24 protein-coding genes are annotated in these 26,539 nt (G+C 66.9%); 4 read left to right on the forward strand and 20 right to left on the reverse strand.

What is annotated here, in order from left to right:
- The first annotated feature begins 202 nt into the window (after positions 1 to 202).
- Together ACP7C5_RS06535 and ACP7C5_RS06540 are read left to right on the forward strand one after the other, a co-directional pair.
- A complete protein-coding gene (locus ACP7C5_RS06535) occupies positions 203 to 790 on the forward strand; it encodes an alpha-ketoglutarate-dependent dioxygenase AlkB (RefSeq protein ID WP_426263609.1) in 588 nt (195 codons plus the stop codon).
- A 31-nt stretch (positions 791 to 821) separates the two neighbouring features.
- Positions 822 to 1,685 carry an exonuclease domain-containing protein gene (locus tag ACP7C5_RS06540; protein ID WP_426263610.1) on the forward strand — a complete coding sequence of 288 codons (864 nt, stop codon included), beginning with the start codon at positions 822 to 824 and terminating at the stop codon, positions 1,683 to 1,685.
- On the opposite strand, the gene ACP7C5_RS06545 is transcribed toward ACP7C5_RS06540, so the two are convergent.
- The 13 genes from ACP7C5_RS06545 to ACP7C5_RS06605 form a co-directional block, all read right to left on the reverse strand.
- Positions 1,682 to 2,512 carry an aldo/keto reductase gene (locus tag ACP7C5_RS06545; protein WP_426263611.1) on the reverse strand — a complete coding sequence of 277 codons (831 nt, stop codon included), beginning with the start codon at positions 2,510 to 2,512 and terminating at the stop codon, positions 1,682 to 1,684. The genes ACP7C5_RS06540 and ACP7C5_RS06545 overlap by 4 nt on opposite strands.
- Positions 2,513 to 2,531: 19 nt before the next feature.
- Positions 2,532 to 3,935 carry an efflux transporter outer membrane subunit gene (locus ACP7C5_RS06550; protein WP_426263612.1) on the reverse strand — a complete coding sequence of 468 codons (1,404 nt, stop codon included), beginning with the start codon at positions 3,933 to 3,935 and terminating at the stop codon, positions 2,532 to 2,534.
- Positions 3,932 to 4,816, reverse strand: coding sequence for an efflux RND transporter periplasmic adaptor subunit (locus tag ACP7C5_RS06555; RefSeq protein ID WP_133188431.1), 885 nt, complete (start codon positions 4,814 to 4,816; stop codon positions 3,932 to 3,934). The genes ACP7C5_RS06550 and ACP7C5_RS06555 overlap by 4 nt, the downstream gene beginning before the upstream one ends.
- Positions 4,813 to 5,019, reverse strand: coding sequence for a DUF1656 domain-containing protein (locus tag ACP7C5_RS06560; protein ID WP_189674800.1), 207 nt, complete (start codon positions 5,017 to 5,019; stop codon positions 4,813 to 4,815). Before ACP7C5_RS06560 ends, ACP7C5_RS06555 begins: the two co-directional genes overlap by 4 nt.
- A complete protein-coding gene (locus ACP7C5_RS06565) occupies positions 5,016 to 7,061 on the reverse strand; it encodes an FUSC family protein (RefSeq protein ID WP_426263613.1) in 2,046 nt (681 codons plus the stop codon). The genes ACP7C5_RS06560 and ACP7C5_RS06565 overlap by 4 nt, the downstream gene beginning before the upstream one ends.
- Positions 7,058 to 7,447 carry a MarR family winged helix-turn-helix transcriptional regulator gene (locus ACP7C5_RS06570; RefSeq protein ID WP_426263614.1) on the reverse strand — a complete coding sequence of 130 codons (390 nt, stop codon included), beginning with the start codon at positions 7,445 to 7,447 and terminating at the stop codon, positions 7,058 to 7,060. The genes ACP7C5_RS06565 and ACP7C5_RS06570 overlap by 4 nt, the downstream gene beginning before the upstream one ends.
- Positions 7,448 to 7,762: 315 nt before the next feature.
- On the reverse strand, positions 7,763 to 9,166 hold the full coding sequence (locus tag ACP7C5_RS06575; RefSeq protein WP_426263615.1) for an efflux transporter outer membrane subunit: 1,404 nt from the start codon (positions 9,164 to 9,166) through the stop codon (positions 7,763 to 7,765).
- Between the two features lie 8 nt (positions 9,167 to 9,174).
- Positions 9,175 to 12,372, reverse strand: coding sequence for an efflux RND transporter permease subunit (locus ACP7C5_RS06580; RefSeq protein ID WP_426263616.1), 3,198 nt, complete (start codon positions 12,370 to 12,372; stop codon positions 9,175 to 9,177).
- Between the two features lie 211 nt (positions 12,373 to 12,583).
- Positions 12,584 to 13,855, reverse strand: a complete 1,272-nt coding sequence (locus ACP7C5_RS06585) for an efflux RND transporter periplasmic adaptor subunit (protein WP_426263617.1) — start codon at positions 13,853 to 13,855, stop codon at positions 12,584 to 12,586.
- A complete protein-coding gene (locus ACP7C5_RS06590) occupies positions 13,852 to 14,247 on the reverse strand; it encodes a hypothetical protein (protein WP_426263618.1) in 396 nt (131 codons plus the stop codon). Before ACP7C5_RS06590 ends, ACP7C5_RS06585 begins: the two co-directional genes overlap by 4 nt.
- A gap of 328 nt (positions 14,248 to 14,575) precedes the next feature.
- Complete coding sequence (locus tag ACP7C5_RS06595; RefSeq protein WP_133188415.1) at positions 14,576 to 15,190, reverse strand: TetR/AcrR family transcriptional regulator; 615 nt, start codon at positions 15,188 to 15,190, stop codon at positions 14,576 to 14,578.
- A 69-nt stretch (positions 15,191 to 15,259) separates the two neighbouring features.
- Entirely contained in the window at positions 15,260 to 15,724 is a 465-nt protein-coding gene (locus ACP7C5_RS06600) for a group I truncated hemoglobin (RefSeq protein ID WP_426263619.1), read from the reverse strand.
- Positions 15,725 to 15,739: 15 nt separating this feature from the next.
- Entirely contained in the window at positions 15,740 to 16,618 is an 879-nt protein-coding gene (locus tag ACP7C5_RS06605) for a DUF3034 family protein (protein ID WP_426263620.1), read from the reverse strand.
- Between the two features lie 119 nt (positions 16,619 to 16,737).
- Between ACP7C5_RS06605 and ACP7C5_RS06610 the strand changes: the two genes are divergently transcribed.
- Entirely contained in the window at positions 16,738 to 17,346 is a 609-nt protein-coding gene (locus tag ACP7C5_RS06610) for a methylamine utilization protein (protein ID WP_426263621.1), read from the forward strand.
- Position 17,347: 1 nt separating this feature from the next.
- A complete protein-coding gene (locus ACP7C5_RS06615; protein WP_426263622.1) occupies positions 17,348 to 19,702 on the forward strand; it encodes a putative bifunctional diguanylate cyclase/phosphodiesterase in 2,355 nt (784 codons plus the stop codon).
- 58 nt (positions 19,703 to 19,760) lie between these two features.
- On the opposite strand, the gene ACP7C5_RS06620 is transcribed toward ACP7C5_RS06615, so the two are convergent.
- The 7 genes from ACP7C5_RS06620 to cyoB all read right to left on the reverse strand — a co-directional run bounded on the left by ACP7C5_RS06620 (position 19,761) and on the right by cyoB (position 26,526).
- Positions 19,761 to 20,870 (reverse strand): NADH:flavin oxidoreductase/NADH oxidase, encoded by a 1,110-nt coding sequence (locus ACP7C5_RS06620; protein ID WP_426263623.1) that lies wholly within the window; start codon positions 20,868 to 20,870, stop codon positions 19,761 to 19,763.
- Positions 20,871 to 20,945: 75 nt separating this feature from the next.
- Positions 20,946 to 21,488 carry a response regulator transcription factor gene (locus ACP7C5_RS06625; protein ID WP_426263624.1) on the reverse strand — a complete coding sequence of 181 codons (543 nt, stop codon included), beginning with the start codon at positions 21,486 to 21,488 and terminating at the stop codon, positions 20,946 to 20,948.
- Positions 21,485 to 22,768 carry an ATP-binding protein gene (locus tag ACP7C5_RS06630; protein ID WP_426263625.1) on the reverse strand — a complete coding sequence of 428 codons (1,284 nt, stop codon included), beginning with the start codon at positions 22,766 to 22,768 and terminating at the stop codon, positions 21,485 to 21,487. The genes ACP7C5_RS06625 and ACP7C5_RS06630 overlap by 4 nt, the downstream gene beginning before the upstream one ends.
- Positions 22,765 to 23,460 carry an SURF1 family protein gene (locus tag ACP7C5_RS06635; RefSeq protein WP_426263626.1) on the reverse strand — a complete coding sequence of 232 codons (696 nt, stop codon included), beginning with the start codon at positions 23,458 to 23,460 and terminating at the stop codon, positions 22,765 to 22,767. Before ACP7C5_RS06635 ends, ACP7C5_RS06630 begins: the two co-directional genes overlap by 4 nt.
- Positions 23,457 to 23,876: a cytochrome o ubiquinol oxidase subunit IV gene (gene cyoD, locus ACP7C5_RS06640; RefSeq protein WP_133188403.1), complete on the reverse strand. Its 420-nt coding sequence runs from the start codon at positions 23,874 to 23,876 to the stop codon at positions 23,457 to 23,459. Before cyoD ends, ACP7C5_RS06635 begins: the two co-directional genes overlap by 4 nt.
- Positions 23,873 to 24,511, reverse strand: a complete 639-nt coding sequence (cyoC, locus tag ACP7C5_RS06645; protein WP_133188401.1) for a cytochrome o ubiquinol oxidase subunit III — start codon at positions 24,509 to 24,511, stop codon at positions 23,873 to 23,875. Before cyoC ends, cyoD begins: the two co-directional genes overlap by 4 nt.
- Entirely contained in the window at positions 24,508 to 26,526 is a 2,019-nt protein-coding gene (cyoB, locus tag ACP7C5_RS06650) for a cytochrome o ubiquinol oxidase subunit I (protein WP_133188399.1), read from the reverse strand. Before cyoB ends, cyoC begins: the two co-directional genes overlap by 4 nt.
- Positions 26,527 to 26,539: the final 13 nt, after the last annotated feature.

Below are 26,539 nucleotides of genomic sequence, written 5' to 3' on the forward strand. Positions count from 1 at the left end.
CCGGAGGCGTCACCATCTTCCTGTCATCGTTCAACAATGGAAAGGAGGTGGTCGAATGTCTCATTGTCTCACGCCGCAGTCGGCACAGGGTTTGAGCTCGGTCTCCCTCGTGGAGGGCGGTCTCGCCTGAAATTTTGCCGGCCTGAGGCCGACAATGGAAAGGCCGTCCCGCAAGGGGCGGCCTTTTGTCTTTGGATCGGTGATGCGTGATCTGTTCGATACCCCGATCCTGCCCGGCCTGACCGCAGTCGAGGATTTCGTGTCCGCGGACGAAGCGGGCGCGCTGATCGCTGCAATTGACGCTTGCGAGCTAGAGCCGTTCCGTTTCCAGGGGTGGCTCGGCAAGCGGCTGACGCATAGTTTTGGTTGGCACTACGATTTCGACACCGGCGGGATGGCAGAGGCTTCGCCAATTCCGGCGTGGCTCGATCCGCTTCGTGGCCGTGCCGAGGGGATGGCGGGATTGGCCGCTGGCACGCTCGTCCAAGCGCTGGTGATCCGCTACGACATCGGTGCCGGGATCGGCTGGCACCGCGACCGGCCGCACTTCGAGCATGTCGTCGGCATCTCGCTCGGCGCGCCCGCGACGCTGCGCTTCCGCCGTCGGATCGGCGACCGCTTCGAGCGGGCCACCGCGCTGCTGAATCCGCGCGGCGCCTATCATCTGAGCGGCGTCGCACGGCACGCGTGGGAGCACAGCATCGCCGAAATGGATGCACCGCGCTGGTCGATCACCTTTCGCAGCCTCTCCGACACGGGCAGGGCGCTGATCGCGGCCGCAAATCGCTAAGCCTGTGGACAATGCCCGCCTGAAAACTGCTATGCCGGACGACGTGTCGTCTGCCGAGTTCCAATCCCCGCCGCCCGATTTCGTCGTGATCGACGTCGAGACCGCCTGTTCGCGCGCGAGCAGCATCTGCCAGATCGGCATTGTCGGGTTTCGCGGAGGCCGCGAAGTCTTCGAATACGAAACGCTGCTCGATCCGTGCGACGAGTTCAACATCTTCAATACGCGGATCCATGGGATCGCCGCGCACCATGTCGTCGGGCAGCCGCGCTTCGGCGACGTGCACGCGGTGGTCGAACGGCATCTCGCCGGGCGCACCACGGTCGCGCATTCGTTCTTCGACAAGAGCGCGCTCGCGGCGGCCTGCCGGCAGCACGATCGGCCGATGATCGAGACGACGTGGCTCGACAGCGTCCGCGTCGCCCAGCGCGCCTGGCCCGATCTCGAGAACCACAAGCTTGGGGGGCTGGCGCGCTATCTCGGAATCGCGCATCGCCATCACGACGCGCTGAGCGATGCGCGCGCCGCGGGCTGGGTGATCGTCAAGGCGATCGAGCAGACCGGGATCTCGCTCGAGAAATGGCTGGCACCGCCGCGCAAGCCGGGGCCAGCGCCGACCCCGGCCGAGGCAGGGCCACTGCTCGGCGAGCGCGTCGCGATCGTCGGCGAGCCGCGCGATGGGCCGTTGGCGCATCGGCTCGCGGCGCTCGGCGCCAAGGTGATGACCTCGGTCGGTACGAGCACCAATGTCCTCATCGTCGCCGGTGGCGATCGCTTCACGCGTGCGACGTTGATGAGCCCGGCATATGGCAAGGCCGAAGCGCTGCGCCGCGCGGGCAAGCCGATCCGGATCGTGTCCGAACAGACGCTGCTCGCCGCGATCGCGCGAGCCGCTTAGAGCATTGCGAGCGGCGTACGCGCGCGTGGCGGCGGGAACGCTGCGTCCAGCGCTGCCAGCGTTTCCGCGTCGAGTTCGAGATCGAGCGCGGCACGATTGTCGCGGACGTGCGCGACGCTGCCGGCCTTGGGGATCGCGATCACGGCGTCGCGCCGCATCGTCCAGGCCAGCGCGAGCTGTGCCGGTGTCGCGTCGCGCGCGGCAGCGATCGTCGCCAGCGCGCCGTTGCCGAGCAGGCGTCCTTGCTCGACCGGGCTGTACGCCATGATCGGGATCCGCCGTGCCGCGAGCCATGGCAGCAGGTCATGCTCGGGCCCGCGCCGCGTGAGATTGTAGAGGATCTGATCGGTCGCGCAGCTTTCGCCACCGGCTTCGACCAGCTCCTCCATATCGTCGGTGTCGAGGTTGCTGACGCCCCAGCGCACGATCATGCCGGCATCGCGGAGTGCCTCCATCGCCTCGATCGTCTCGGCCAGCGGCACAGAGCCGCGCCAGTGGAGCAGATAGAGATCGAGCCGGTCGGTTCCGAGCCGCTTGAGGCTCGCTTCGCACGCCGCGCGAAGGCGCGCGCGCCCGGCGTTCTGCGGATAGGCCTTGCTGACCAGGAACACCTGATCGCGAAGCCCAGCGATCGCTTCGCCGACCAAGGCCTCGGATTCGCCGTCGCCGTACATTTCGGCGGTGTCGATCAGCGTCATGCCAAGCGTGATGCCCTCGCGCAAAGCCGCGATCTCGGCGCTGCGGTTCGAGCGGTCCTCGCCCATCATCCAAGTGCCGTGGCCGAGCGCGGGGACGGTCGTGCCATCGGGGAGGGAAACCTGTTTCATCATTGCTCCGGGCGGCGCGTCAGGACTGCCAGCCCCCGCCAAGGGCCTTGAACACATCGACTTGCCGATCGACCAACAACGCGTTGGAGGCGGCAAGGTTCGCTTGCGCCGTGGTGAGCGCGGCCTGTGCGCTCAGCAGAGCGAGGAAATCGGTCCGCCCGAAGCGATAGAGCGTGCCCGCCTGGTTCGCCGCGCGCGCGGCACTCGCCTGCGCGCGAGCGAGTGCCGCGTTGCGATCGGCCTCGCGCGCATAGGCCGAGAGCGCGGTCTCGGTCTGGCGCAGCGCCTCGAGCGTCGTCGAATCGAACTGCGCGAGCGCAGCGTCGGCGGCCGCACCCGCCTGCGCGATCTGTGCGCGGACGATCGGGCGGTTGGGGAAGCTCCAGCTGATCAGCGGTCCCAGCCCGACATGGAAGGCATCGCCCGACCCGAACGCCGAGAGCGGCCCGGTCAGCCCGACCGATCCGCCGAGGCTGACCTGGGGATACAGGTTCGCCGTGGCGACGCCGATCCGCGCGGTCGCGGCGGCGAGCGAGCGCTCGGCGGCGCGGATATCGGGCCGCCGCGCGATCAGCCCTGCGCCGTCACCGATCGGCAGCGGCTTGCGCATCGTCGGCGCGGTCGCGCAGCTCGCCACGTCCTTGGAGTAGTCCGCAGGTGCGCGGCCCATCAGCGTGGCAAGCCGGTAGAGCGCGGCGGTGCGCGTCGCGATCGTCGAGGGGACGAGCGCGGCGCTCTGATCGACTGCGCTTTGCGCGCGCGTGACGTCGAACGCGGTGCCGCGACCGCCGCGTTGCAGCCGCTGCGTCACGCCGAGTGTCTGGCGCTGGAGCGCGAGCACGCGGTTGTTGGCGGCGAGCACCATGTTCGCCGTGCAGGCCGCCGCATAGCTGCGCGCGATCTCGGCAGCCACGGTCACGCGGACATTGTCACGCGCGGCGGCGACGGCTTCGGCATCGCCCTGCGCCGCCTCGATTGCACGCCGGATCCGGCCCGCCAGATCGAGCGGGTAGGCGAGCGACAGCCCGACATCGTAGCCCACCGTCCCCGGCAGCGATCCGCCGGTGCCAGCGGGCCGCGACAGCGACGCGCCGCCGCCGAGCGCGGTCGACAGCGTCCGTCCCGCTGCGACCTCCGCCACGACCGCATCGGCGCGGCGCAGATTGGCGTCGGCAACGCGCAGGTCGGCATTGGCGGCAAGACCCTCCGCGACGAAGCCGTCGAGCCGCGTGTCCCCATAGAGCTGCCACCAGTGATCGGGCAGCGGGACATCGGCAAAGCGCTTCTCCTTGCCGCTGTCGAACGCGCCTTGCGCGCTCGGGCGGTTGACGACGGCGGGATCGGGCAGCGTGTAGTTCGGTCCGGCAGTGGTGCAGCCGGCCAGCAGAAGCGCGGCAGCTCCCGCGAGGACCCCGCGCCTCATGCGTGCACCTGTGGGGCTTGCGGGACGACCGTTACCGTCGCGCTGCGCCCGACGATCAGCGAGACCCCCTGCGGCACCGCGGTCAGCTTGACGCGCACCGGGATACGCTGTGCGAGGCGGACCCAGGTGAAGGTCGGGTTGACCGTCGGCAGCTGGTTCGCGCTGATGCTGCGCTCGTTGTCGCTGATGCCCGCCGCAATGCTGTCGACGCGGCCCTTCAGCGCGCGCGGCTCGCCCATCAGATGGACGGTGACGGGGTCGCCGATATGAATGCTGCCGAGCTTTGTTTCCTCGAAATAGCCCTCGACGCGAATCGAATCCGAATCGAGCAGCGCCATCGCTTGCGCCCCCGCTGCGATGAAGTCGCCCGGGTGCAGATCGAGATTGGTCACCGTGCCGTTGACGCTCGCGCGCACCGTGGTCCGCGCGAGGTTGAGCGCGGCGGTGGAGCGCGCGCTCTGCGCCTGCGCGAGCGCCGCGCTGGCGGTCGCAACGCGCGCGACATTCTGCTCGTGCGTTTCCTTGGCGACGAGATCGCCGAGCGCGAGGTCGCGCTGCGCCTCGCGCCGCGCTTGCAGCAGCGTCGCGCGCGCGCTCTGGATCGCCGCGTCGGACTGAGCGAGTGTCAGTGCGAAGCGCGGGCGATCGACGACGAACAGCACGTCGCCCGCCTTTACGCGCTGATTGTCATGCACCGCGACTTGCGTGATCAACCCGCCAACATCGGGGGTGATGCGGACGACATCGGCACGGATATGCCCGTCGCGCGTCCACGGATCGGTCTCGTAGCGGCGCCACAGCCACAAAGCGACGAGGATCGCGAGCAGCACGATCACGATCGTCACGGCGGAACGGCCAAGCGGGGCGAGCAGCGATTTCATAACGAGGGTCCGGTCAGCAAGGACAAGAGTCCGAGGATGAGGAAGAAGAGCGCGAGGTCGACCAAGGGTCGGTATGCAACGAAGCGATACGCGCCGAACGCCGACAACAGCCGCGTGACGACGGCGGTCAGCACCAGCGCGGCGATCGCCAGCAGCAGGATCGTCGGCACGAACACCCCGCCGATCGAGACTTCGCCGATCATGCCGCGACTCCATACGCCGGCGCGCCGGGGAACAGGTTGCGGCGCAACGACGTCAAAGCCAGCACGCCGGCGCGCGCGCGGGCGGGTTCGGGGTTGGCCGCCAGATCGCCGATCGCGCTGTCGAGATCGGCAAGCAGCTCGGGTTCGGGTGGGGCGGGGCGATCGGGCCGCAGCGCGCGATAATGCGTGCCGACGCCCTGGAGTACGGGAGTTATGCTCGCAGCGTCGTCGGGCGTTCCCTCGAGCCGCAATTGCCGCAATTCGCCGATCGCGACGCCAACGCGCAGGTCGCTCAACGCATCGAGCAGCGGTTTGCCCGGATCCTTGTCCTGCAGCGCGAGCCGCGGCGCCAGCAAGCCGATCCGGTCGAGCATCCGCGCGACCCAGCCTGCGGCGTCGGGCGGGCCCTTCGCGTTGCTACGCTGCGCCAGTTCGCGCCAACCGGCGCGGATCAGGCGGCGCGCGGCGGTATCGGCGCCGATCGTCTGGAACAGCCCGACGGTGACGACCGCGAAGATCGTCCCGATCAGCTGCGAGACGCCGCCATTGACGAACCCGTCGAAGCTGCCGCCGTAGCGATCGTTGAGCCCGACCGTATTGATCCCGCCGAGCAACGCGCCGAGTGTGACCAGCGTCGTCCGCGGGCGCGACAGGAATACGCCGCCGATCAGCATCGCCGGCGCAAGCACCGCGATCAGCGTCACGAAATCGGTGACGCGCGGCAGGATCGCGAAAGCGTAGATTGCCGCCACGGTCAGGCCGAGGATCGTCCCGTAGAAGAACGCCATGATCGACGGCGCGGGATCGTCGCTGTTGCCGAACAGCGCGCAACACACGCCCGCGATCAGCACAGCACCCGCGCCATCGGACCAGCCCGTCCCGATCCAGAAGACGCAGCCGATCAGGATCGTCGCTACGGTTCCCGCCGCCGCCCGCAGCGCGATGCCACGGTCGCGGTGGAGCGGGCGGCGCGCGGTCCGCGCGAGCAGTCGCGCGACGCCGGGGTTGAGCGGCGTGCGCGACGGCGAGCGCATCTGGTCGAGCAAGTCGCGCGCATTGCGATGCGCGTCGATCAGCTCGGCGAGCCGCGCGAGCAAGCTCAGCCGCAGCGCGTCGCGCCACAGTAATGGCTCGGCCACAGGCGGCTCGAGCGCGCGCGCGCGGGCGATCAGCGCATCGCCGGTGGCGTTGCGCTCGGCCATCGGCAGCGCAGCGGCGAGCCAGGCGCGAACCTCCTCGATCAACGCGAGCGCTTCGGGCCGCGGCGCATCGGCCCCACGCAGCAATTCGCGGATGCGGTCGTCGACCGCGCTGGCGAGCGGCAGCAGCATCGACAGCTCGGCTTGAAGCGCGCGCAGCGTACGGACGCGCGGCTGGAGGCGTGCAGTGTCGAACGGCAGATGGATCGAGAGCTGGTGGAGCTCGTTGATATCGAGCGCGAGCCGTCGCCGATCACGGTCGAGCCGGCTGTCGGCGAGCCCCGCGAGCGAATCTCGCGACCAGCGCTCGGCATCGGCGAGGATCGCGTTGACGCGCGAGAGCAGCGTTGCAGTGACGGTCTGCGGGAAGACGAAGCCGTGGACCAACGCGCCGCACAGGATCCCGATCGTGATCTCCTCGACGCGCAGGATCGCGGTGGTGAAGATCGCACCCGGCGCTTCGACCGAGGGGAAGCCGATGATGCTCGCGGTATAGCCGGCGAGCAGGAAAACGTAGGCGCGCGGTGTCCGGTCGAGCAACGAGATGTAGAGGCACACGCCCAGCCACAGCGCGAGCCCAAGCGACAGCAGTTCGGGCGCGTTGACGAGGTTCGGCACCAGCACGACGGCGGCGGCGGCGCCGAGTACCGTCCCCATCACGCGGAATGCCGCCTTCGACAGCGCGGCACCGGCGAGCGGTTGCGCGACGATGTACGACGTCGTCACCGCCCAATACGGTCGCGTCAGGCCGATCCGCAGCGCGATATAATAGGCAAGCACCGCCGCGATCAGGCATTTGACCGAGAACAGCGCCTCTTTCCAGCCGAAGCGATTGCCCGTCATCGGTTGCGCTTCCGGGTGAAGCGCGCCTCGAGCTGCTCGGCAACGCGCAGGGCGGTGGCAAGATCGGCGTCGGCGACATCGGCGAGCATCTCGCGTCGCAAGGCCTCGAACGCCGCCTCGATCGTTGCGACCAGCGCGCGGCCCCGCTCGGTCAGGCGGACGCGGCTGACGCGGGCATCGACGTCGTCACGCTGGCGGTCGACCAGTTCGGCCGCGACCAACTGATCGACCACGCGAACCAAGGAGGCGGCGGAAACGTCGAGCTCGGCGGCGAGGTCGGTCTGTCGCACATCGTCACCAAGGCGCCCGACTTGGACGATCGTCCACCCGCCTGAAGCGGATAGGCCAAAGCCGCTCAGCGCACGGTCGGCGGATTGCCGCCACATGCGCGCAAGCGGAAGGAGTGTGCGAGCATAAGCGGCTCCGACGTTAGATCGTTCGGACATCATTAGCGTGCTAAGTAATGATGCATGGCGCGTTCGCAACCCTTGAGGACGGAATGCGACGGCAACGAAACGAAACCGCTTTGGGTCCAAGCCGGGCCGAATTTTGGTTCGGACCGGCCGGCGGGGCGTTGGCCGACCGCGCCAGCGGTTCGTCGGTTGTGCGGCGCGGCCCTGGCTTAGCCGTTAGGAGCGCGTCCGTGTGGGTCGACGCGCCGCCGATGGCCCCTCGATCGGCCGCCGCCGCGCCCTGCACGATCAGCTTTGTCGGGCCTGCCATCCACCCCCCAGCGCGCGGAACAGATCGATCTGCGCATCGGCGATCCGCGCGTCGGCGGTGGCCAGTTCGGCGTCGCTGTCGGCGAAGGTGCGTTCGGCATCGAGCACTTCGAGGAAATCGATCGTCCCCTCGCGTTGGCGCGCGCGGGTGATCCGCGCGGCGGTCGCGGCATTGTTGCGCGCCGACTGCAACTGCGTGCGGCGGTCGAGTTCGCGGGCGTAGGTCGACAGCGCGGTCTCGGTCTCCTCGAGCGCGCTCAGCACGCTGCCGTCGAAGGTCGCGAGGGCGCCGCGCGTCTCGGCCTTCGCCCCGGCGATCCGGGCGCGCGCCGCCGACTGGTTGAGCGACCAGTTGAGCAATGGCCCAAGCAGCCAGCGCACCGGGCCGCCGGTGAAGATGTCGCTGACGGTGGTCGCGGTCGAGCCGATCGAGGCACCGAGCGAGATCTGCGGATAGAGTTGCGATGTCTGCACCCCGATCCGCGCGGTCGACGCGGCAAGGCGGCGCTCGGCGGCGCGAACGTCGGGGCGGCGGGCGAGCAAAGCCGCCCCGTCGCCGATCGGGATCGGCTGGTCGAGCCGCGGCGTCGTGCTGCGCGCGCTGGCGCTGGCGGGGAGGTCGCGCGGCGTTCGACCGGTGAGCGTCGCCAGGCGGAACAGCGCGGCTTGCCGCTCGCTCTCGATCTGCGGGACGAGCGCGGCGCGCTGGTCACGCAGCGCGGCGATGCGGACCTGGTCGAGCTTGGTCGCGCGCCCGGCGTCGACGCGCTTGCCGGTCAGCATCGTCGACTTTTCGAGGAGGTCGACGATCCGCCGCGCGACCGCGAGCCGCTCGGCCGAGGAGGCGGCATCGACATAAGCGCGCGTCGTGGCGGCAACAATCGAGACGCGCACCGCATCGGCATCGGCCTGCGCCGCGCCGACATCCCCGCGTGCCGCCTCGACGTTGCGTCGGACTCGGCCCGAGAGGTCGAGCTCGTAGCTGACGTCGAGGCCGACGTCGTAGGTGGCGCGCTCGCGTGCCAAGCCGGGCAGGCTCTGGAGTTGCGACGACCGTGCGTAAGTGCCGCTCGCGCCGGCATTCACCTGCGGTTCGCGGTCGGTCTTGGCGCCGCGCAGCGAGGCGCGGGCGGTGTCGAGCCGCGCGACCGCGACGCGCAGATCGGTGTTCGCCGCGAGCGCATCGGCGACGAGCCCGTCGAGGACGGGATCGCGGTACATCCGCCACCAGTTCAGCTCGGCATCGCTGGTGACCGTCGCGGCATTGGTCGTGACGAACGGCGCCGCGGCGCTCGGTGGGGGCAGGGGGGCGACGTAAGTGGGGCCAGCGGCGCAGGCGGAAAGCGCGAGCGCGGAGAGGCTGGTGAGCAGGACGGCTTTCATCATCGTTCCTATTCGGCTGGCTGCAGCGTGGGCGCGGCAGCGGGGCCATGGGTCGCGTGCGGGGCGGGGCGGCGGCGTTCGAGCCGCTTCGCCAGCGCGCGCGCGACGACGTAGAAGGTGGGGGTGAAGAGCAGGCCGAAGCCGGTCACACCGATCATCCCGAAGAACACCGCCGTGCCGAGCGCCTGGCGGAGTTCGGCGCCAGCCCCCTCGGCGATCACCAGCGGCACCGCGCCGAGGATGAAGGCGAAGCTCGTCATCAGGATCGGGCGCAACCGGTCCTTCGCCGCGCGGACTGCCGCCTCGACCGGCGACAGGCCGTCTTCCTCCTCGGCCTGCTTGGCGAACTCGACCACGAGGATCGCGTTCTTGGCGGCAAGCGCGATCAGCACGACGAGGCCGATCTGCGTCAGGACATTATTGTCCATCCCGCGCAGATTCACCCCGGTCATGGCTGCCAACAGGCACATCGGCACGATCAGGATGATCGCGAGCGGCAGCGTCAGGCTCTCATATTGTGCGGCGAGCACGAGGAAGACGAACAGCACCGCCATCCCGAAGACGAGCCCCGCCGTGCTGCCCGCCGATTTCTGCTGGAAGGCGATGCCGGTCCATTCATGCGCGTACCCCGTCGGCAATGCGGTATCGGCGAGCTTCTCCATTGCGACGAGCGACTGGCCCGACGAACTCCCCTTGGCGGTATCGCCATCGACCTCGACCGCCGGGAACAGATTGTAGCGCACGACGCGATACGGTCCGGTCTTGTCGCGGAAGGTCGAGACCGATCCGATCGGCACCATCTGCCCGGTGTTCGACCGCGTCTTGAGGTTGGCGATATCGGCAGTGGTGTTGCGGAACGGCGCGTCGGCCTGGGCGGTGACGCGGTAGGTGCGGCCGAGCAGGTTGAAGTCGTTGACGAACGCCGACCCGAGATAGACCTGCAGCGCCTCGAACACGCGCTCGGGTGGCACACCCAGCATGTTCGCCTTGGTGCGATCGACATCGGCGAAGATGCGCGGGGTGGCGGTGTCGAAGAAGGTATAGACCTGCGCCAGCCCCTTGGTCTGGTTCGCCTGGCCGATCAGGCCGTAGGCGGTCTTGCCCATCTCCTGATAGCCATGCCCCTGCAGGTCCTGCACCATCAGGCGGTAGCCGCCCGCCGAGCCGATGCCTTGGATCAGCGGCGGCGGGACGATCAGCAGGCGTGCCTCGTTGATGTCGGCAGTCGCCTTCTGCGCCTCGCCCATGATCGAGGCGAGCGTAACGCCGAGCTTGCGCCGTTCCTCAAAGCTCTTGAGCGGGATGTAGGCGGCCGCGCTGTTGGGCGCGAGCGTCTGCGACGGGCCGTCGAAGCCCGCGAGCATCACCGCGCCCTTGACCCCGGCGAGCGGCAGGATACGCTTAGCGACCTTCTGCATCACCGCATCGGTGCGATCGACCGCCGAGCCCGGCGGCAGCTGGATGATCGTCAGGAAGTAGCCCTGATCCTGTGCTGGCACGAAGCCCGACGGCGTGACGGTGAAGACGACGGCGGTCAGCGCGATCAGCGCGCCATACGCCAGCATCATTTTCCGCGGCGCGCTGACGAGGCGCAGCGTCATGCGGCCATAGGCCTCGCTCATCCGCTCGAAGCCGCGGTTGAAGGCGTCGCCCGCGCGGCGCACCAGCCGCGCGGCGCGGTTGCCCGAATCCGCCGGTCCATGCGGCTTGAGCAGCATCGCCGCGAGCGCGGGCGACAGTGTCAGCGAGAGCAGCAGCGAGATGATCGTCGCAGTCGAGATCGTCACCGCGAACTGGCGGTAGAAGGCGCCCGACAGGCCGGTGAGGAACACGGTCGGGATGAACACCGCGCAGAGCACGAGCACGATCGCGACGAGCGCGCCCGACACTTCGTCCATCGACTTGCGCGCCGCCTCGAGCGGGGAAAGGCCGTGCTCGAGGTTGCGCTCGACATTCTCGACCACGACGATCGCGTCATCGACGACGATGCCGATCGCGAGCACCAGACCGAACAGCGAGAGGTTGTTGAGCGAGTAACCGACCGCCGCGAGCACGGCGAAAGTACCGATCAGCGAGACCGGGATCGCGACGATCGGGATGATCGCGGCGCGCCATTTCTGCAGGAAGACGAGGATGACGAGCACGACGAGGATCATCGCCTCGATCAGCGTATGCTTCACCGCGTCGATCGACTGGGCGATGAATTCGGTCGGGTTGTAGATTACGCGATAGGCGAGCCCCTTGGGGAACTTCTTCGACATCGTCTCCATCTCGGCCGAGACGGATTGTGCGGCGGCGAGCGCGTTCGAGCCGGGGCGCTGGAAGACCGCCGCGATGACCGTCGGCTTGCCGCTGAGATAGGTGTTGGCGCCGTAGTCCTGCGCACCGAGCTCGACCCGCGCGACGTCCGAGACCTTGACCTGGCGGCCATCCTTGTCGGTGCGGATCACCACGTCGGCGAACTGCTTGGGGTCGGTGAGGCGGCCCTGCGTCTCGACGTTGAGCTGGAACGCGTTGCCAGTGGCGTAGGGCGGCTGGCCGAGCGTGCCCGCCGCGACCTGGACGTTCTGGGCGCGGAGTGCCGCGACGATTTCGCCTGCGGTCAGGTCGAGCGCGGCGGCACGGCCGGGGTCGATCCAGACGCGCATCGAATAGTCGCGCGCGCCGAACAGTTGCACGTCACCGACGCCATCGATGCGGCTGAGGCGATCGCGGACCTGGGTGAGCGCGTAATTGGAGATGTAGCCGCGATCGAGCGAATTGTCGGGCGAGATCAGGTTGACGACCATCAGGAAGTCCGGGCTGGTCTTGCGCGTCACCACGCCAAGGCGCTGCACGTCCTCGGGTAGCCGCGGGACCGCGACCGCGACGCGGTTTTGCACGAGCACCTGCGCGGCATCGAGATTGGTGCCGATCTTGAAGGTGACGGTGATCGTCACCTTGCCGTCGCCGGTCGATTGCGACGACTGGTACAGCATGTTGTCGACGCCGTTGATTTCCTGCTCGATCGGCGCGGCGACGGTTTCCGCGACCGTTTCGGCCGAAGCGCCCGGATAGACCGCGCTGACCGTCACCGTGGGGGGCACGATATCGGGATATTGCGACACGGGCAGGGTGAAATAGGCAATCAGACCCACGATGGTGATGACCACCGCGATGACCCCGGCGAAGATCGGCCGGGTGATGAAGAAGCGCGAGAAGCGCATGGACAGTGTCCCTAGAAGAAGCGCGCACGTCACCGGGCAGCGTCCAAGAGCGGACGCCGAAGCGACGAACGGCAATGATGAATCGATCGGCTATTGGGTCCGGACAGACGCCACTCCCGTCATCCGCGCGAAGGCGGGAATCCCGCTGCCTTGCCCCGTCGTAGGAGAAGAAGCGGGACCCTCGCCTTCGCGAGGGTGACGAGTAGGGGCATTACCGGCTCAGCGTCGCTTCGCCCGCGATTGGCTGCGCGGTCGGCGCAGATGCATCCGCCGAAACCGCGATCTTGCCAACCGTGGGCGCAACCTTGGCACCCGGCATCGCCATCTGCGTGCCCTTGATGATGATGCGATCCTGCGGGCCCACGCCCGATCGGATCACGCGCATCCCGTCGACCACCGCGCCGAGCACGACCGGCTTGGCGGTCACGACATTGTTGCCATCGACCGTGAGCAGGACCTTGCGCGCCTGGTCGGTCTGCACCGCATCGTCGGGGACGAGCAAAGCGGGCCTGGTCCCGGCGCTGGCGAGCCGCATGTTGCCGAACATCCCCGGCGTCAGGAACAGCCCCGGATTGGCGAGCACCGCACGCCCGCGGATCGTGCCCGAATGCGTGTCGAGCCCGTTGTCGGTGAAGTCGAGCTTGCCCTTCCAGCGATGGCTCGTCTCGTCCTGCAACTGGATCTCGACCGCAGGCGCAGCGGCACCCGGCTGGCGGTTGCGTTGCGTCTTGAGGAACAACGCCTCCGAACCGTCGAAGGTGAAGTAGATCGGGTCGAGCGCGTTGATCGTCGTCAGCACAGTGCCGCCGGTGCCTTCGCCGCCGGCGACCTGATTGCCCGCATCGACGCGGCGATCCGAGATGCGTCCGCCGATCGGTGCCCGGATCTGCGTGAAGGACACATCGAGCGCGCGCGCCCGGACGCGGGCTTGCGCCGCCGCGAGGCCGGCTTGCGCCGCCTGCAGCTTTCCGCGCAGTGCATCGACTTCGCCGGCCGAAACCGCATCGTCGGCGATCAGCCGCGTCGCGCGGCCGAGATCGGTGCGCGCCAGCACCAGCGCGCTTTGCGCACTGGCCTCGTTGGCGCGTGCTTCGGCGAGCGCGGCGGCGAAGGGGCGGGAGTCGATCGTGAAGAGCAATTGGCCCTGGCGGACGACATCGCCGTCGTGGAAATGCACCCCGGTCACTTCACCCGCGACGCGTGGGCGAACCTCGACGCTACGGCTAGGCGCGAAGCGGCCGACATAGTCGTCCCACTCGCTGACCTGGCGCACCAACGGCGTGGCGATGGTCACGGCGGCGGGCGGCGGAAGCGCTGCGACCGCGTCGGAATGGTCGAACAGCTTGACGCCGACGACCCCGGCGACCGCGATCGGCACCAGCACCGCCGCGCGCTTTTGCCAGCGCGTCCAACGCTTTGGTTTGGATATGTCGGATTCAGTCCGAAGCTCCTGCGTCGTATCGATCGGTGCGATCATGTTCATGCGAAGATCCTCCGGTCGGTACGGCCGACGCGCATTCCGGTCACGCTGGTGATGAGCGTCTCGAGTTGCGCCTCGCTGAAGCCAACCGAATGGAAATGCGCGATTTCAGCCGTTGGCAGGGCGAAACCGCGATGCCGGGCGTGCACCGCCACGCGGCGGAGCGCTTCCAGCTTCGGATCGGCGAGCCGCGATGCGGTGCCGCGCCCGAACACGCCGCCAAGCGCGCGCGCCAGGCGGCCGGGGGTGGTAAGGCTGCCGAGCGTATCGCGTTGCGCCAGCGCAATGACGCTCCATTCGAGCGCCGAGAACCCGGCAAGCCCAGCGGTGGCAGGCGTCTGGCTGCGGCTGGTGACGGGCGCTGCGAACATATTGTCGAGGTCGAGATAGGCCATGGAAAATCCCCCTCTTGGGTTTTTGGCGGACAGACGAGCAGCACCCTACGCAGACGAGGCTTCGTCTGCGGTAGCCGCGCGATGGGCGTGAGAAATCATGCCAGGAAGCACATGCTTTCTGCTGATCAAGCTTTGGAAAGTGTAGAAAAGGCCCGCGGCATTACCGACGGACCCTTCAGTCAGGTGATCGTGTTGGTCATGGGTACAGACCCTTTTGCCGCTACCGGTTCCGCGTTAGGATCCAGCTTCAGTACCGTTCGGTATATAAAGCGCCAAAGGAGTGCGTCAACGGTATTCTGTACCGGTCCGAATATTTATCGACAAGTTTTTATTGGGTCGGCCAAACCGCCATGCTGGTCTCGACGAGTTGCGAAAGCTCAGCGCAGGTCGCGCCCGATCCGCCTTGCAGCGCGAGGCCTTGCAGGATCGCGAAGAGGAAGCGGGTCAGCGCCTCGGGCGTCATGCCTTCGGGGAATTCGCCCGCGGCCTGTGCCTCGGCGAAGCGCTTGACCAGCGCTGCCTCGGACGAGGCGCGCCGCTTGACGACCTCGGCCTTGATCGGTTCGGCCTCGGCGCCGCAGGTCGCGGCGCTGATCACCCCGAGGCAACCCTTGGGATCGCACGTGCTCATCTGCATTTCGAGCGATCCGCGCAGCAAGCGTTCGGCGACACCGCGCGCCGTCGGTGCTTCGAGCGCCGACGTCATATAGGCCAGCTTTTCGCGCTCATAGAGGTCGAGCGCCTTGTGGAACAGCTGCTCCTTATTGCCGAACGCAGCGTACAGGCTTGGCTTGGTGATGCCCATCGCACTGGTCAGCTCGGTCATCGACGCAGCCTCATAGCCGTTGCGCCAGAACACCAGCAAAGCCTGGCCCAGTGCCTCGTCAATGTCGAACTCACGCGGCCTGCCTTTCGGCGCCGAGGGGGAGCAAACGCTATTCATACCGGTCGGTATATAGGCATTCTGCCCGCGACGTCCAGACCTGTCACACGTGCGGACGCGTCAGCGAACCTAGCGTTCAACCGCATCGCGCTTGATCGGCGCGAGCTTGGCGAGAAAGCGATTCTGCGCGGCGAAGGGCACGCCTTCCTTGCGCATCGCCGCCTGGAGATCCTCGACGAGGGCACCGACGTCGGCGGTCTGCAGTCCGAGATTCTTGTGGCCTTCGCGCATCGTGCGTCCACTATAACCGCAGCCGCCGTTGAGGATGTAACAGAATTGCTCCTTGAGCAGCCGCCGCAACCGCACCTCGTCCTGGCCTTTGAGGATATCGGCGATTCGCGGGTCGATCTTGATGCGGGTGACGAGATCGTCGGCGATCCGGTCCACGCCTGCGCGCCCGTGGAACGCGACGAGCATCGCGCTGCCCTTGAACGGCGTCGCTCCGGCATTGGCGTTGCTGTGCGGATAGGGATCGACGGGATCCTCGCCAGGCGGCGTGGTCTGAAGCGCGAGCGCGAGAGCAAGAAGTACCATGGAAACGCGCCTATCTCAAAAGCTCGCCTGGAGCGAAAGGAATGCGCCGCGCTGGCGCTTGAAGGTCGCGATACTGCCGAGATCGGCATAGGCGGCAGTCACCGTCAGGTGGCGCTCGAATTGCCACGCCGCAAAGGCATCCACGGCTTTGCGCTCGCGCGCGAAACCGAGATTGTCGGGCTTGGTGCGAATCTCGGCGCCAAGCAGCAGGCGGCGCGAGACGAGCAGACCAGCCGACCCTTCGAATTCGGCGTGATAGGCATCGCTCCGGTCGCCGCCAAAACCGAGCAGCCCGAACTGATTGGCCTTGGTGAAGCGAACCGTCGCGCCGAGAACGAGACTGCGCGCGAGCACGACCTTGCTCGCCGACAGCAGGAAATCGGTGCCCTGCGCGTGCTTGCCGCCGACCGCCGCGATGATCGGGCTCTTGGCGGCGCGGTGATACTGCACGCCGATCGAGATTTGCGGCAGCACGCGGTCTTGGTCATAAACCGCATCGCCGATCACGCGCAGTTTTGCACCGAACACGTCCTGGCCAAACGTGAAGTTGCGCCCGAGCCCGAGCGTCGCGCCCGCTTGGCGCGTGTCGAAGCTCTGGTGCGCGTAGGAAAATTCAACGCGATTGTGCAGGCCGATCGCGCCGCCGACGCTCTTCAGGTCGAAATCGGGCAGCGCGACGATGGTCGCATGCGCGCTGCCGCCGATCCCGGCATCGGTCTCATTGCCGGCAATCAGCGCCCAAGTCGCCAGTCCGCCGCCGGCCGATCCCTCGACGGTCGAGACCCCGCTCGTCAGCATCAACTTGCCGCCCTGGCGCAATTCGCCGGCGAAGCCGGGAGACGCGCACAGCAAGGCGAGCACGCAAACGACCAGAGCCTGAAAGTGTCGAAACATGATACGCCCACCCGCGCCGCCTGAAGTGCAGGCGCGGCCTGTTGCCTAGGGAAAGACCCTTAGGGTTCCGTAAATACGTATTTTACGTTTTCGCCACCTTTCCGGCTTAGCCGGGTGTGATGTTAATCCATGTTATGCGATTCACCCGAGCGGCCGCGGCGCTCGCATGTTCGTTTCCGGCCTTCGCCGCGACCGTTTCGGTCGACGTGATCGGCGCCGATGGCAAACCGCTCGCCGGTGCGGTGGTGCTTGTCGATACCCCCCGCAAACCGGCCGGCGCGATGAAGCCGGGCGGTCCGTACGAGATGGCGCAGCAGAATATCGCGTTCGTCCCGCACGTGCTGATCGTGCCGGTCGGGGCGACGGTCAGCTTTCCCAATCGCGACAAGGTGCGCCACCACGTCTATTCCTTCTCGAAGGCGCGCAAGTTCGACTTAAAGCTGTACGGCAAGGACGAGACTCGCTCCGTCGTCTTCGACAAGCCCGGAGTCGTCGCCCTCGGCTGTAATATCCACGATGCGATGAACGGGTCGATCATCGTCGTCGAAACGCCTTATGCTGTGCAATCGGATGCGAAGGGGCATGCGACGATCGCGGACGTCCCGGTTGGGGGCGCTACGATCCGCGTGTGGCATCCATCAATCCGCGCGCCCGACAATATGCTGGCTCAATCGGCCACGGTGACTGCGACCGGGTACACCACCACCTACACCATTCGCGGGCGCTGAGATGACCGTACGGGCCCTGCCGCGGTGGCGCTTCCGGCATCTGCGCACGCGGCTCGCGGTGCAATATGGCGTGCTGTTCGCAGCCAGCCTGCTCGTTGTCGCAATCGTCGGGCAGCTCGTGATCTGGGGGCAGGCCCGCGACGCGGTCCGCGCCGAGTTGCGGACGAGCGGCAGCGTCTACGATCGTATTTGGGCGATGCGCGCGCACGCGCTTATGGACAGCGCGTCGGTGTTGACGCGCGATTTCGGCTTCCGCTCGGCGGTCGCGAGCGGCGATCGGCCGACGATCGAGTCTGCCCTCGCGTCGTTGCGCACGCGCGCCGACGTGCCGCAGGCATTCTTCGTAGATCTTCAGGGGCAAGTTTTCGGTACTGGCTCGGGTGACGTTCGGCGTGCGATCGCGAGCGTGCCGACCACCCTCGCGCGCGGCCGGACCGAGGCGGTCATCGCCACGCGAACCGGCGCATTCCGGCTCATCGTCGCACCGGTCCTCGCCCCGAATGAAATCGGTTGGGTCACGTTCGCGCTTCCGCTCGATCGCGCCGAGATGGCGGCGTTGCAGCATCTGTCCGCTATCCCGCTCGCCGCGACGATCCTGACACGCGATGCGAAGGGATCGTGGCACGGCGTATCGAGCGACGTTACCGGGTCGCGGGCGCTCGACGCATTCGTCGCGACCGCAATCGGCGGGCGCAGCGAGCCGGCGTTTCTGGCCCTGCCCGATGGCGATGCGCTGGCGCTCGCCAAGCCGTTGCTCGGGCCGGCGGGCAAGCCGAGCGCGGTCCTGTTGCTGAGCTATCCGTGGGCAGCGGCGATGGCGGCGTATCGCACGATGGAGATCGGTATCGCGCTCGCCGGCGTGATGGGGCTGCTGCTCGTCCTGCTCGGCAGCCGCCGCTTGGCGAACGGGATCGCCCGTCCGATCGCAGCGCTCGATGCGGCCGCGCGCGCGCTCGAGGAAGGCACGCGCACCGAACTGCTGGTCGAGAGCGACGACGAGGTCGGGCGGCTCGCGCAGAGCTTCAATCGGATGTCGGCGGGTATCGTCGAGCGGGAGCATCGCATCACGCATCTCGCGTTCCATGACACGCTGACCAGCCTGCCAAACCGCACCTATTTCTGCCAGCAGCTCGAGTCCGAATTGCAGCGTTCGCTCAAACGCGGACAGCGCACGACCTTGCTGTGCCTCGATCTCGACGGGTTCAAGGGGATCAACGATTCGCTCGGCCACCCGATCGGCGACGCTTTGCTCCGTCAGATGGGCGACATCCTGTCGCGTATCGCCAGCGATGCAGTCGTCGCGCGGCTTGGCGGCGACGAGTTCGCGATCATCCTCGCCGATCATGACGATGTCGATCGCCCGCGCGCTTTGGCGCAGGCGATCCTCGATGAGATGCGCAGCCCGTTGCTCGTCGATGGGCATCAGATCGCTACCGGGGCCAGCATCGGCATCGCGATCAGCCCGAACGACGGCGCCGACAGCGACGCGTTGCTCAAGAATGCCGACCTCGCGCTGTATCGTGCCAAGCAGGACGGCCGCGGAGTATTTCGCTTCTTCGAGCCCGCGCTCGATGCCGCAGCGCGCAAGCGGCGTGCGCTCGAGCTCGACTTGCGCGAAGCGATCCAGAGTGGCCAGTTCCGGCTCAACTTCCAGCCAATCTTCGATCTCAAGCGCGATCGGATCGGCGGCTTCGAGGCGTTGTTGCGCTGGGAGCATCCGACGCGCGGCAACGTCCCGCCGATCGAGTTCATTTCGGTTGCCGAGGAGACCGGCCTGATCATCGCGATCGGCGATTGGGTGATGCAGGAGGCGTGTCGTCAAGCGACTGCCTGGCCGGCGCATGTCCGCGTCGCGGTCAATGTCTCGCCGCTGCAATTTCGCAATTCGAGCTTCCCGAGCGTCATCTTCCAGGCGCTGAGCCATAGCGGGCTCTCCCCCGACCGGCTCGAGATCGAGATCACCGAATCGGTGTTTCTCGATGGTGAGACGACCGTCGTCACGCTGCTCCACAAATTGCGCGCGATGGGCGTGCGGATCGCGCTCGACGATTTCGGGACCGGCTATTCGTCGCTCAGCTATCTGCGCAGTTTCCCGTTCGACAAGATCAAGATCGACAAGAGTTTTGTCGACGCGGTCGCCGAGGACCGCAGCGCGGCGGCGATCGTTCGCGCGATCGTCGACCTGGCGACCGCGCTCCACATGGAGACGACCGCCGAGGGTGTGGAAGACCGCGACCAACTGAGCGAGCTGCGCGGGCAGGGGTGCAGCAGCATTCAGGGGTATCTCTTCAGCCGCCCGATCGAAGGCAATATGGTCGCGGCGATGATCGGCAGCGCGATGAGCGCGGCGGCGTAACGGCCAGCCGCCACGTTCGAGTAGAGGTCGGGGGCAGGTCGGCGACGCCTGCGCCCGATCAGTCCGTCAGGTCGAACAAGCGACTGTGCTGGCGCGGCTGCGAGCGCAGATATTGGTTTGGCGCGGCGACGCGCGCGCCGAGATGCGCCGCGGCATGCCATGGCCAGCGCGGATCGTAGAGGATCGTCCGCGCCAGCGCGATCATGTCGGCATCGCCTGTGCCGATGATCGCCTCGGCCTGTTCGAACTCGGTGATGAGACCGACCGCGACGACGGGGATCGTCACCGCCTGTTTGACCGCACGCGCGAGCGGGACCTGATAGTTGGGGCCGACCGGGATCGCCTGGCGCGGATCGAGCCCACCGCTCGACACGTGGATCGCCGCGCACCCGCGCGCCTCGAGCGCCCGTGCGAAGGCGATCGTGCCATCCACGCCCCAACCACCCTCGACCCAGTCGGTCCCAGAGACGCGCATCGTGACGGGCTTGTCGGCGGGGAAGGCCGCCCGCACCGCATCGAACACTTCGAGCGGAAAGCGCAGCCGGTTCTCGAGGCTGCCGCCATAGTCGTCATCGCGGTGGTTCGACAGCGGCGAGAGGAATTGGTGGAGCAGATAGCCGTGCGCGGCATGGAGCTGGATCAATTCGATCCCGAGCCGGGCCGCGCGCGTGGCGGATGCGGCAAAGGCATCGCGAATCCGGGCAAGGCCGTCACGATCGAGTGCGAGCGGGGGGTTCTCGCCCTCCGCGAAGGCGGCGGCCGACGGCGCTTCGGTCTGCCAGCCGTTCGGCGCCGATGGCGCGATCTGCTTGCCGCCGTGCCACGGCAGGTCGGTCGATGCCTTGCGGCCGGCATGCGACAGCTGAATCGCGATCGGCATGTCGGAATGCCGCCGGACGCTGGCGATGACGCCCGCAAGCGCGGCCTCGGTCGCGTCATTCCACAGCCCGACGTCGCCATAGCTGATCCGCCCCTCGGGCAGCACCGCGCTGGCTTCGATCGTCAGCAGGCCAGCGCCCGAGAGCGCCAGCTGGCCAAGGTGGATCAAATGCCAATCGGTCATCGCACCATCGACTGCGGAATATTGGCACATCGGGGCGATCACGATGCGATTGCGCAGCGCGAGACCGCCGATGGCGATCGGCTCGAACAGTTTTGGGCCTGGCATGAAACACTCCGGGTAAGACGATCGCTGCAACGCACGGATGCGCGTTTGGCCGCACGCCGCCCACAATGGGCAAGGTTATTTGACGGTCTGCTTCTCGAGCTTCCGCGCGAGTGTGCGGCGGTGCATTCCGAGCTGGCGCGCCGTCTCGGAGATGTTGAAATCGTTCGCCGCAAGCGTCTGGTGGATATGTTCCCACTCGAGCGTCTTGATCGAGGTCGGGCGGTTGGTCAGCGGGGTGTCGACATTGCCCGCCGCCGCGCCGTCGGTCTGACCGAACGCCGCCTCGATATCGTCGGTGTTCGACGGCTTGGCGAGATAGTTGGTCGCGCCGAGCTTGATCGCCTGGACCGCGGTCGCGATGCTCGCATAGCCCGTCAGCACGACGATCCGCGTCGTCGCGTCATGCGCGTGGATCGCCTGGACGCACGCCAACCCCGAGGTCGCGCCGAGCTTGAGATCGACCACCGCGAAATCGGGGGTGCGCTCGGCAAGCGCGCTCGTCACGGCTCCCTGGTCGGCAGCGACCTCGACCAAATACCCGCGGCGCTCGAACGAGCGGCGCAGCGTGCGGGCGAACGCGCCGTCGTCCTCGACGATCAACAGATGCTTCTCGCTCATACGCCATCCCACTCCAGTGCCGAGAGCGGCAAGGTCAACGTGACGACCGCGCCGCCACTCGGGCGATTGCGCGCTTCGACCGACCCGCCGAGCTTGCGCATTGCGTTGACGACGAGGAACAGCCCCAGCCCACTGCCGAGCCGGTCGCGCGTCGAGTGATACGGCTTGCCGATATTGGCAAGCATCTCGGGCGCGAAGCCCGGGCCGGTATCGCTCACCGCGAAGAGCAGCGACGGCCCGTCGCGCGCGACCTCGAGCGTGATCGGCTGGCCCGACGCTTCCTTGGCATTGTCGAGCAAATTCCAGATCATCTGCTTGACCGCGGTATCGGCGACGATCGCACGATCGTTGCCGAAGCGGTTGCGGAAGACGATCGCGTCGTCCGAATTCTGCACGCGCCATTCGGCGACGACTTCGTCGCAGAAGCGATGGACGCTGGTGATCGTCGGATGCTCGCCCCGCGCTTCACCCGCCGCCATCAGGATGCCGGTGACGATCGTCTTGCAGCGGGTCAGCGCGACGCGCATGTCCTCGATCTCCTCGGCGAGGCCCGGCTGTGCACGCAACGCCGGGGAATGCCCCCAATCGTTGACGATCACCGAGAGCGAGGCGAGCGGCGTCCCGAGCTCATGCGCCGCGCCGGTCGCGAGCAGGCCCATGCGGACGATATGATCCTCCTCGGCAGCCTGCTGGCGCATCGTCGCGAGCCGCGCGTCGCGCATCCGCAGGTTTCGGTTGATCCGCGTGACGAAGCCGACGATCAGCACCGCGATCAGCACGAAGCAGATCAGCGAACCGAGCGCATACAGATCGCTCCAGTCGTAGGAGAAGCGCTGCGGCAAGAGCAGCGGCATATGCACCTCGGCGAGCAGGGCGAAGGCGGCGATCGTCACCGCGACCAGCGCCCAACTCGACCACGCCTCGAGCAGGATCGCGCCGAGCACGATTTGGACGAGATACAGCGCGATGAACGGGTTGGTCGCGCCGCCGCTTTGATAGAGCAGGGCGGTTAGCGCGCCGACGTCGAGCAACAGGCTGGCGAAGAGTTCGCCATTCGAGATCGCGACGCGGCGCGGCAGTTGCGTAATGCTGACGACGTTGAGCAGGACCAGCCCGCCGACGACCAGCAGCATCGGCGCCAGCGGCAGCGTCAGACCCATGAGGAATTGCGCAACCAGGATCGTCGCGAACTGGCCACCGACCGCGAGCCAGCGCAAATTGATCAATTGCCGCAGATTGTCGCGCCCGGTCGTATCGAGCGGCGGGAGCGGGGCGCTCATGTAGCGTCGCGCCGCTGGCTGCGCACGAGCATCGCTGCGGCACCGGCAACCATCACCGCGAGCGCGAACCAGGTGAGCGCGTAGACGAGATGATTGTTCGAAAAGCGGATGACGGTCAGCCCGCCGACCGGCACGCGTCCCGGCGGTCCTGCTTCGGCATCGATGAAATAGGGCGCAACCGGACCAAGTCGCCGCGCAGCCGCAATCGCCGCCACGTCGCGCGAATACCAGCGGTTTGCTGCTGGGTCGTTGCTGCGCAAGAAGCCGCCGCCGGGCTCGCTCGGGCGCAGCAGCCCGCCAACGCTCGCAACGCCGCCCGCCGGCGTACGGCGATCCGCCACGAAGCCGCGGTTGATGAGAACGGTGAAGCCGCGATCGGAGACGAGCGGGGTCATCGCCCAGAAACCGGGACCGCGTTCGGTCACCGCTTGAACGAACACCGTCGCGTCATCGCGGTAGCGACCGGCGACGCGGACATGACGATAGCCGTCCGGCGTCGCGCTGATCGTGGCCCAACGGTCGGGGCCGGGTGCGGGGATTGGGGCGGCGTGGACGCGCTGTTCGACCGATGCGATCAGCGCGAGTTTCCAACTGAGCCGCTGGATCTGCCAGATACCGAGCCCGATCAGCCCGGCACACAAAACCCCCGCGACGACCAGCAGCGCAGCCATCGTCGCGGGGGACCGTCTCATTGCTGGCTCATCGTCTCGGACGACATGGCGGGGCTCATCGGCATCATGTTGGCGTTCATGTGATACATCACCCAGATCGATCCCGACAGCGTTATGACGATGACGATCAGCGTGAACAGGAGCGCGATGAACGACCAGCCACCTTCGTTGCTCGTCTTCATGTGCAGGAAGTAGATCATGTGGACGAACACTTGGATCAGCGCGGAGCCGAGCACCAGGATCGCGGTCCATGTGTGATCGAGTGCCCCGGTCATGACCAGCGCGAACGGGATCGCCGTCAGGATGACCGAGAGTATGAAGCCGATGACGTAATCGCGCATCGAGCCGTGCGGCATGTCGTCGCCATGCGCGTCATGGTAGCCGCCGGCGCCGGCGTCGTATTCGGGCGCGTGTGCGCTGTGCGTATCGGCGCTCATCCGAGCACTCCCATGAGATAGACGATGGTGAAGACACCGATCCAGATGACGTCGAGGAAGTGCCAGAACATGCTGAGGCACTGCAGGCGGCGGCGATTGGCCTGGCCAAGGCCATGCGTCCCGATCTGGATGACGAGCGTGGTCAGCCAGATCAAGCCGCAGGTGACGTGAAAGCCGTGCGTGCCGACCAGCGTGAAGAAGGCCGAGAGGAACGCGCTGCGCGACGGGCCATTGCCCTCCGCGATCAAGTTGCTGAACTCGTACATCTCGACGCCGAGGAAGGTCAGGCCGAACAGGCCGGTGACGACCAGCCAGAACTGCACCTGGCGAACGCTGCCTTTCTCCATCGTCAACATGGCGATGCCGTACGTCAGCGACGAGAACAGCAGCATCGCGGTGTTGAACGCGACCAGCGGGAGTTCGAACAGCTCCTTCGGGCCCTTCCCGCCGCCATAGCCGTGCCCAAGCACCCCGTAGCAAGCGAACAGCACCGCAAAGATGAGGCAATCGCTCATCAGGTACATCCAGAAGCCCAGCATCGTGCTGCCGCCCTCGGGATGGTCGTGCTCGTCGAAGTCGAAGAACACCGGCTTCCCGCCGCCGGTGATCTGTTCGTGGGTCAGTTCGGTGCTCATGCCACAACCTTCTGCGCTGCGAGGAGACGCGTGCGCTCGTCCTCGGTGCGGATCACGTCCTCCACGGGGATGTGGAAATCGCGCTTGTAGTTGAACGAATGCCAAATCGAGACGCCGAGCATCGCTACCAGCGAAGCAATCGCCAGCCACCAGATGTACCAGATCATTGCAAAGCCGAAGCCAACGCTGATCAGGCCGATGATGACGCCGGCGGCGGCGTTCTTTGGCATGTGGATCGCCTTGAAGCCTGCCGTCGGACGCTCGAAGCCGCGCGTCTTCATGTCCCAGAACGCATCATTGTCATAGACGATCGGGGTGAACGCGAAGTTGTAGTCTGGCGGCGGCGACGAGGTCGACCATTCGAGCGTGCGGCCATCCCACGGATCGCCAGTCAGGTCGCGCAGCCGCTCGGTGTTGCGATCGCGGATGCTGACGAAGAACTGGATCGCCATGCAGCCGATGCCACCCGCGATCATGGCCGCGCCGATCGCCGCGACGATGAAGTAGGGCTGGTACGAGGCATCGTCGAAGTGGCTCAAGCGGCGCGTCACGCCCATCAGGCCGAGCACGTAGAGCGGTGCGAAGGCGGTCCAGAAACCGACGACCCACAACCAGAACGAGCGCTTGCCCCATACCCGGTCGAGCTTGAAGCCGAACGCCTTGGGCCACCAGAAGTTGATGCCCGCGAACATGCCGAACAGCGTACCGCCGATGATGACATTGTGGAAATGCGCCACCAGGAACAGCGAGTTGTGCAGCACGAAATCGGCTGGCGGCACGGCGAGCAACACGCCGGTCATCCCGCCGATCGTGAAGGTCAACATGAAGGCGACCGTCCACATCATCGGCAGCTCATAGCGGATGCGGCCGTGGTACATCGTGAACAGCCAGTTGAAGATCTTCGCACCCGTCGGGATCGAGATGATCATCGTGGTGATCGCGAAGAACGAGTTGACGCTCGCGCCCGAACCCATCGTGAAGAAGTGGTGGAGCCAGACGAGGTAGGCGAGGATCGTGATGACGATCGTCGCATAGACCATCGACGTGTAGCCGAAGAGGCGCTTCTGCGAGAAAGTCGCGACGACCTCGGAATAGATGCCGAACGCCGGCAGGATGAGGATGTAGACCTCCGGGTGACCCCAGATCCAGATGAGGTTGACGTACATCATCGGGTTGCCGCCGAGGCCGTTGGTGAAGAACTGCATCCCGAGCAGACGGTCGAGCGACAGGATCGCGAGCACGGCGGTCAGCACCGGGAAGGCGGCGACGATCAGCGTGTTGGTGCAAAGCGCAGTCCACACGAAGATCGGCATCTTGAACAGCGTCATGCCGGGCGCGCGCATCTTGACGATGGTCGCGAGCAGATTGACGCCCGAGAGCAAGGTGCCGAGACCGGCGATCTGCAGCCCCCAGATATAGTAGTCGACCCCGACGTCCGGGCTCGCCTCCATCCCCGAGAGCGGCGGCATCGCGAGCCAGCCGGTGCGCGCGTAGTTGCCGACGAACAGCGAGATCATCGTGATGATCGCACCCGACGCGGTCAGCCAGAAGCTGAAATTGTTGAGATACGGGAAGGACACGTCGCGCGCGCCGATCTGCAGCGGGACGACGAAGTTCATCAGCCCGACGACCAGCGGCATCGCCACGAAGAAGATCATGATCACGCCGTGCGCGGTGAAGATCTGGTTATAGTGGTCGGGCGGAAGGTACCCGGCGTTGTCGCCGAACGCCATCGCCTGCTGCGCGCGCATCATGAGGGCGTCGGAGAAGCCGCGCAGGAACATGACGAGCGCGAGGATGACATACATGATGCCGATCTTCTTGTGGTCCACCGAGGTGAACCAGTCGCGCCACAGCCATCCCCACGCCTTGAAGTAGGTGATGATCGCGAGCAGCGCGAGGCCGCCGACCGTGACGCCGCCAAAGGCGAGCAGCACGGGCAATTCGTGAAGGGGCAACGCATCGAGCGTCAGACGCCCGAGAAGCGGGCTGACCACTGGGTGTACATCTCTCATGGGGGGCATCATG

Origin of the sequence: Sphingomonas sp. PWP1-2 (genome assembly GCF_049898305.1) — a bacterium.
GTDB classification, from domain to species: domain Bacteria; phylum Pseudomonadota; class Alphaproteobacteria; order Sphingomonadales; family Sphingomonadaceae; genus Sphingomonas; species Sphingomonas glacialis.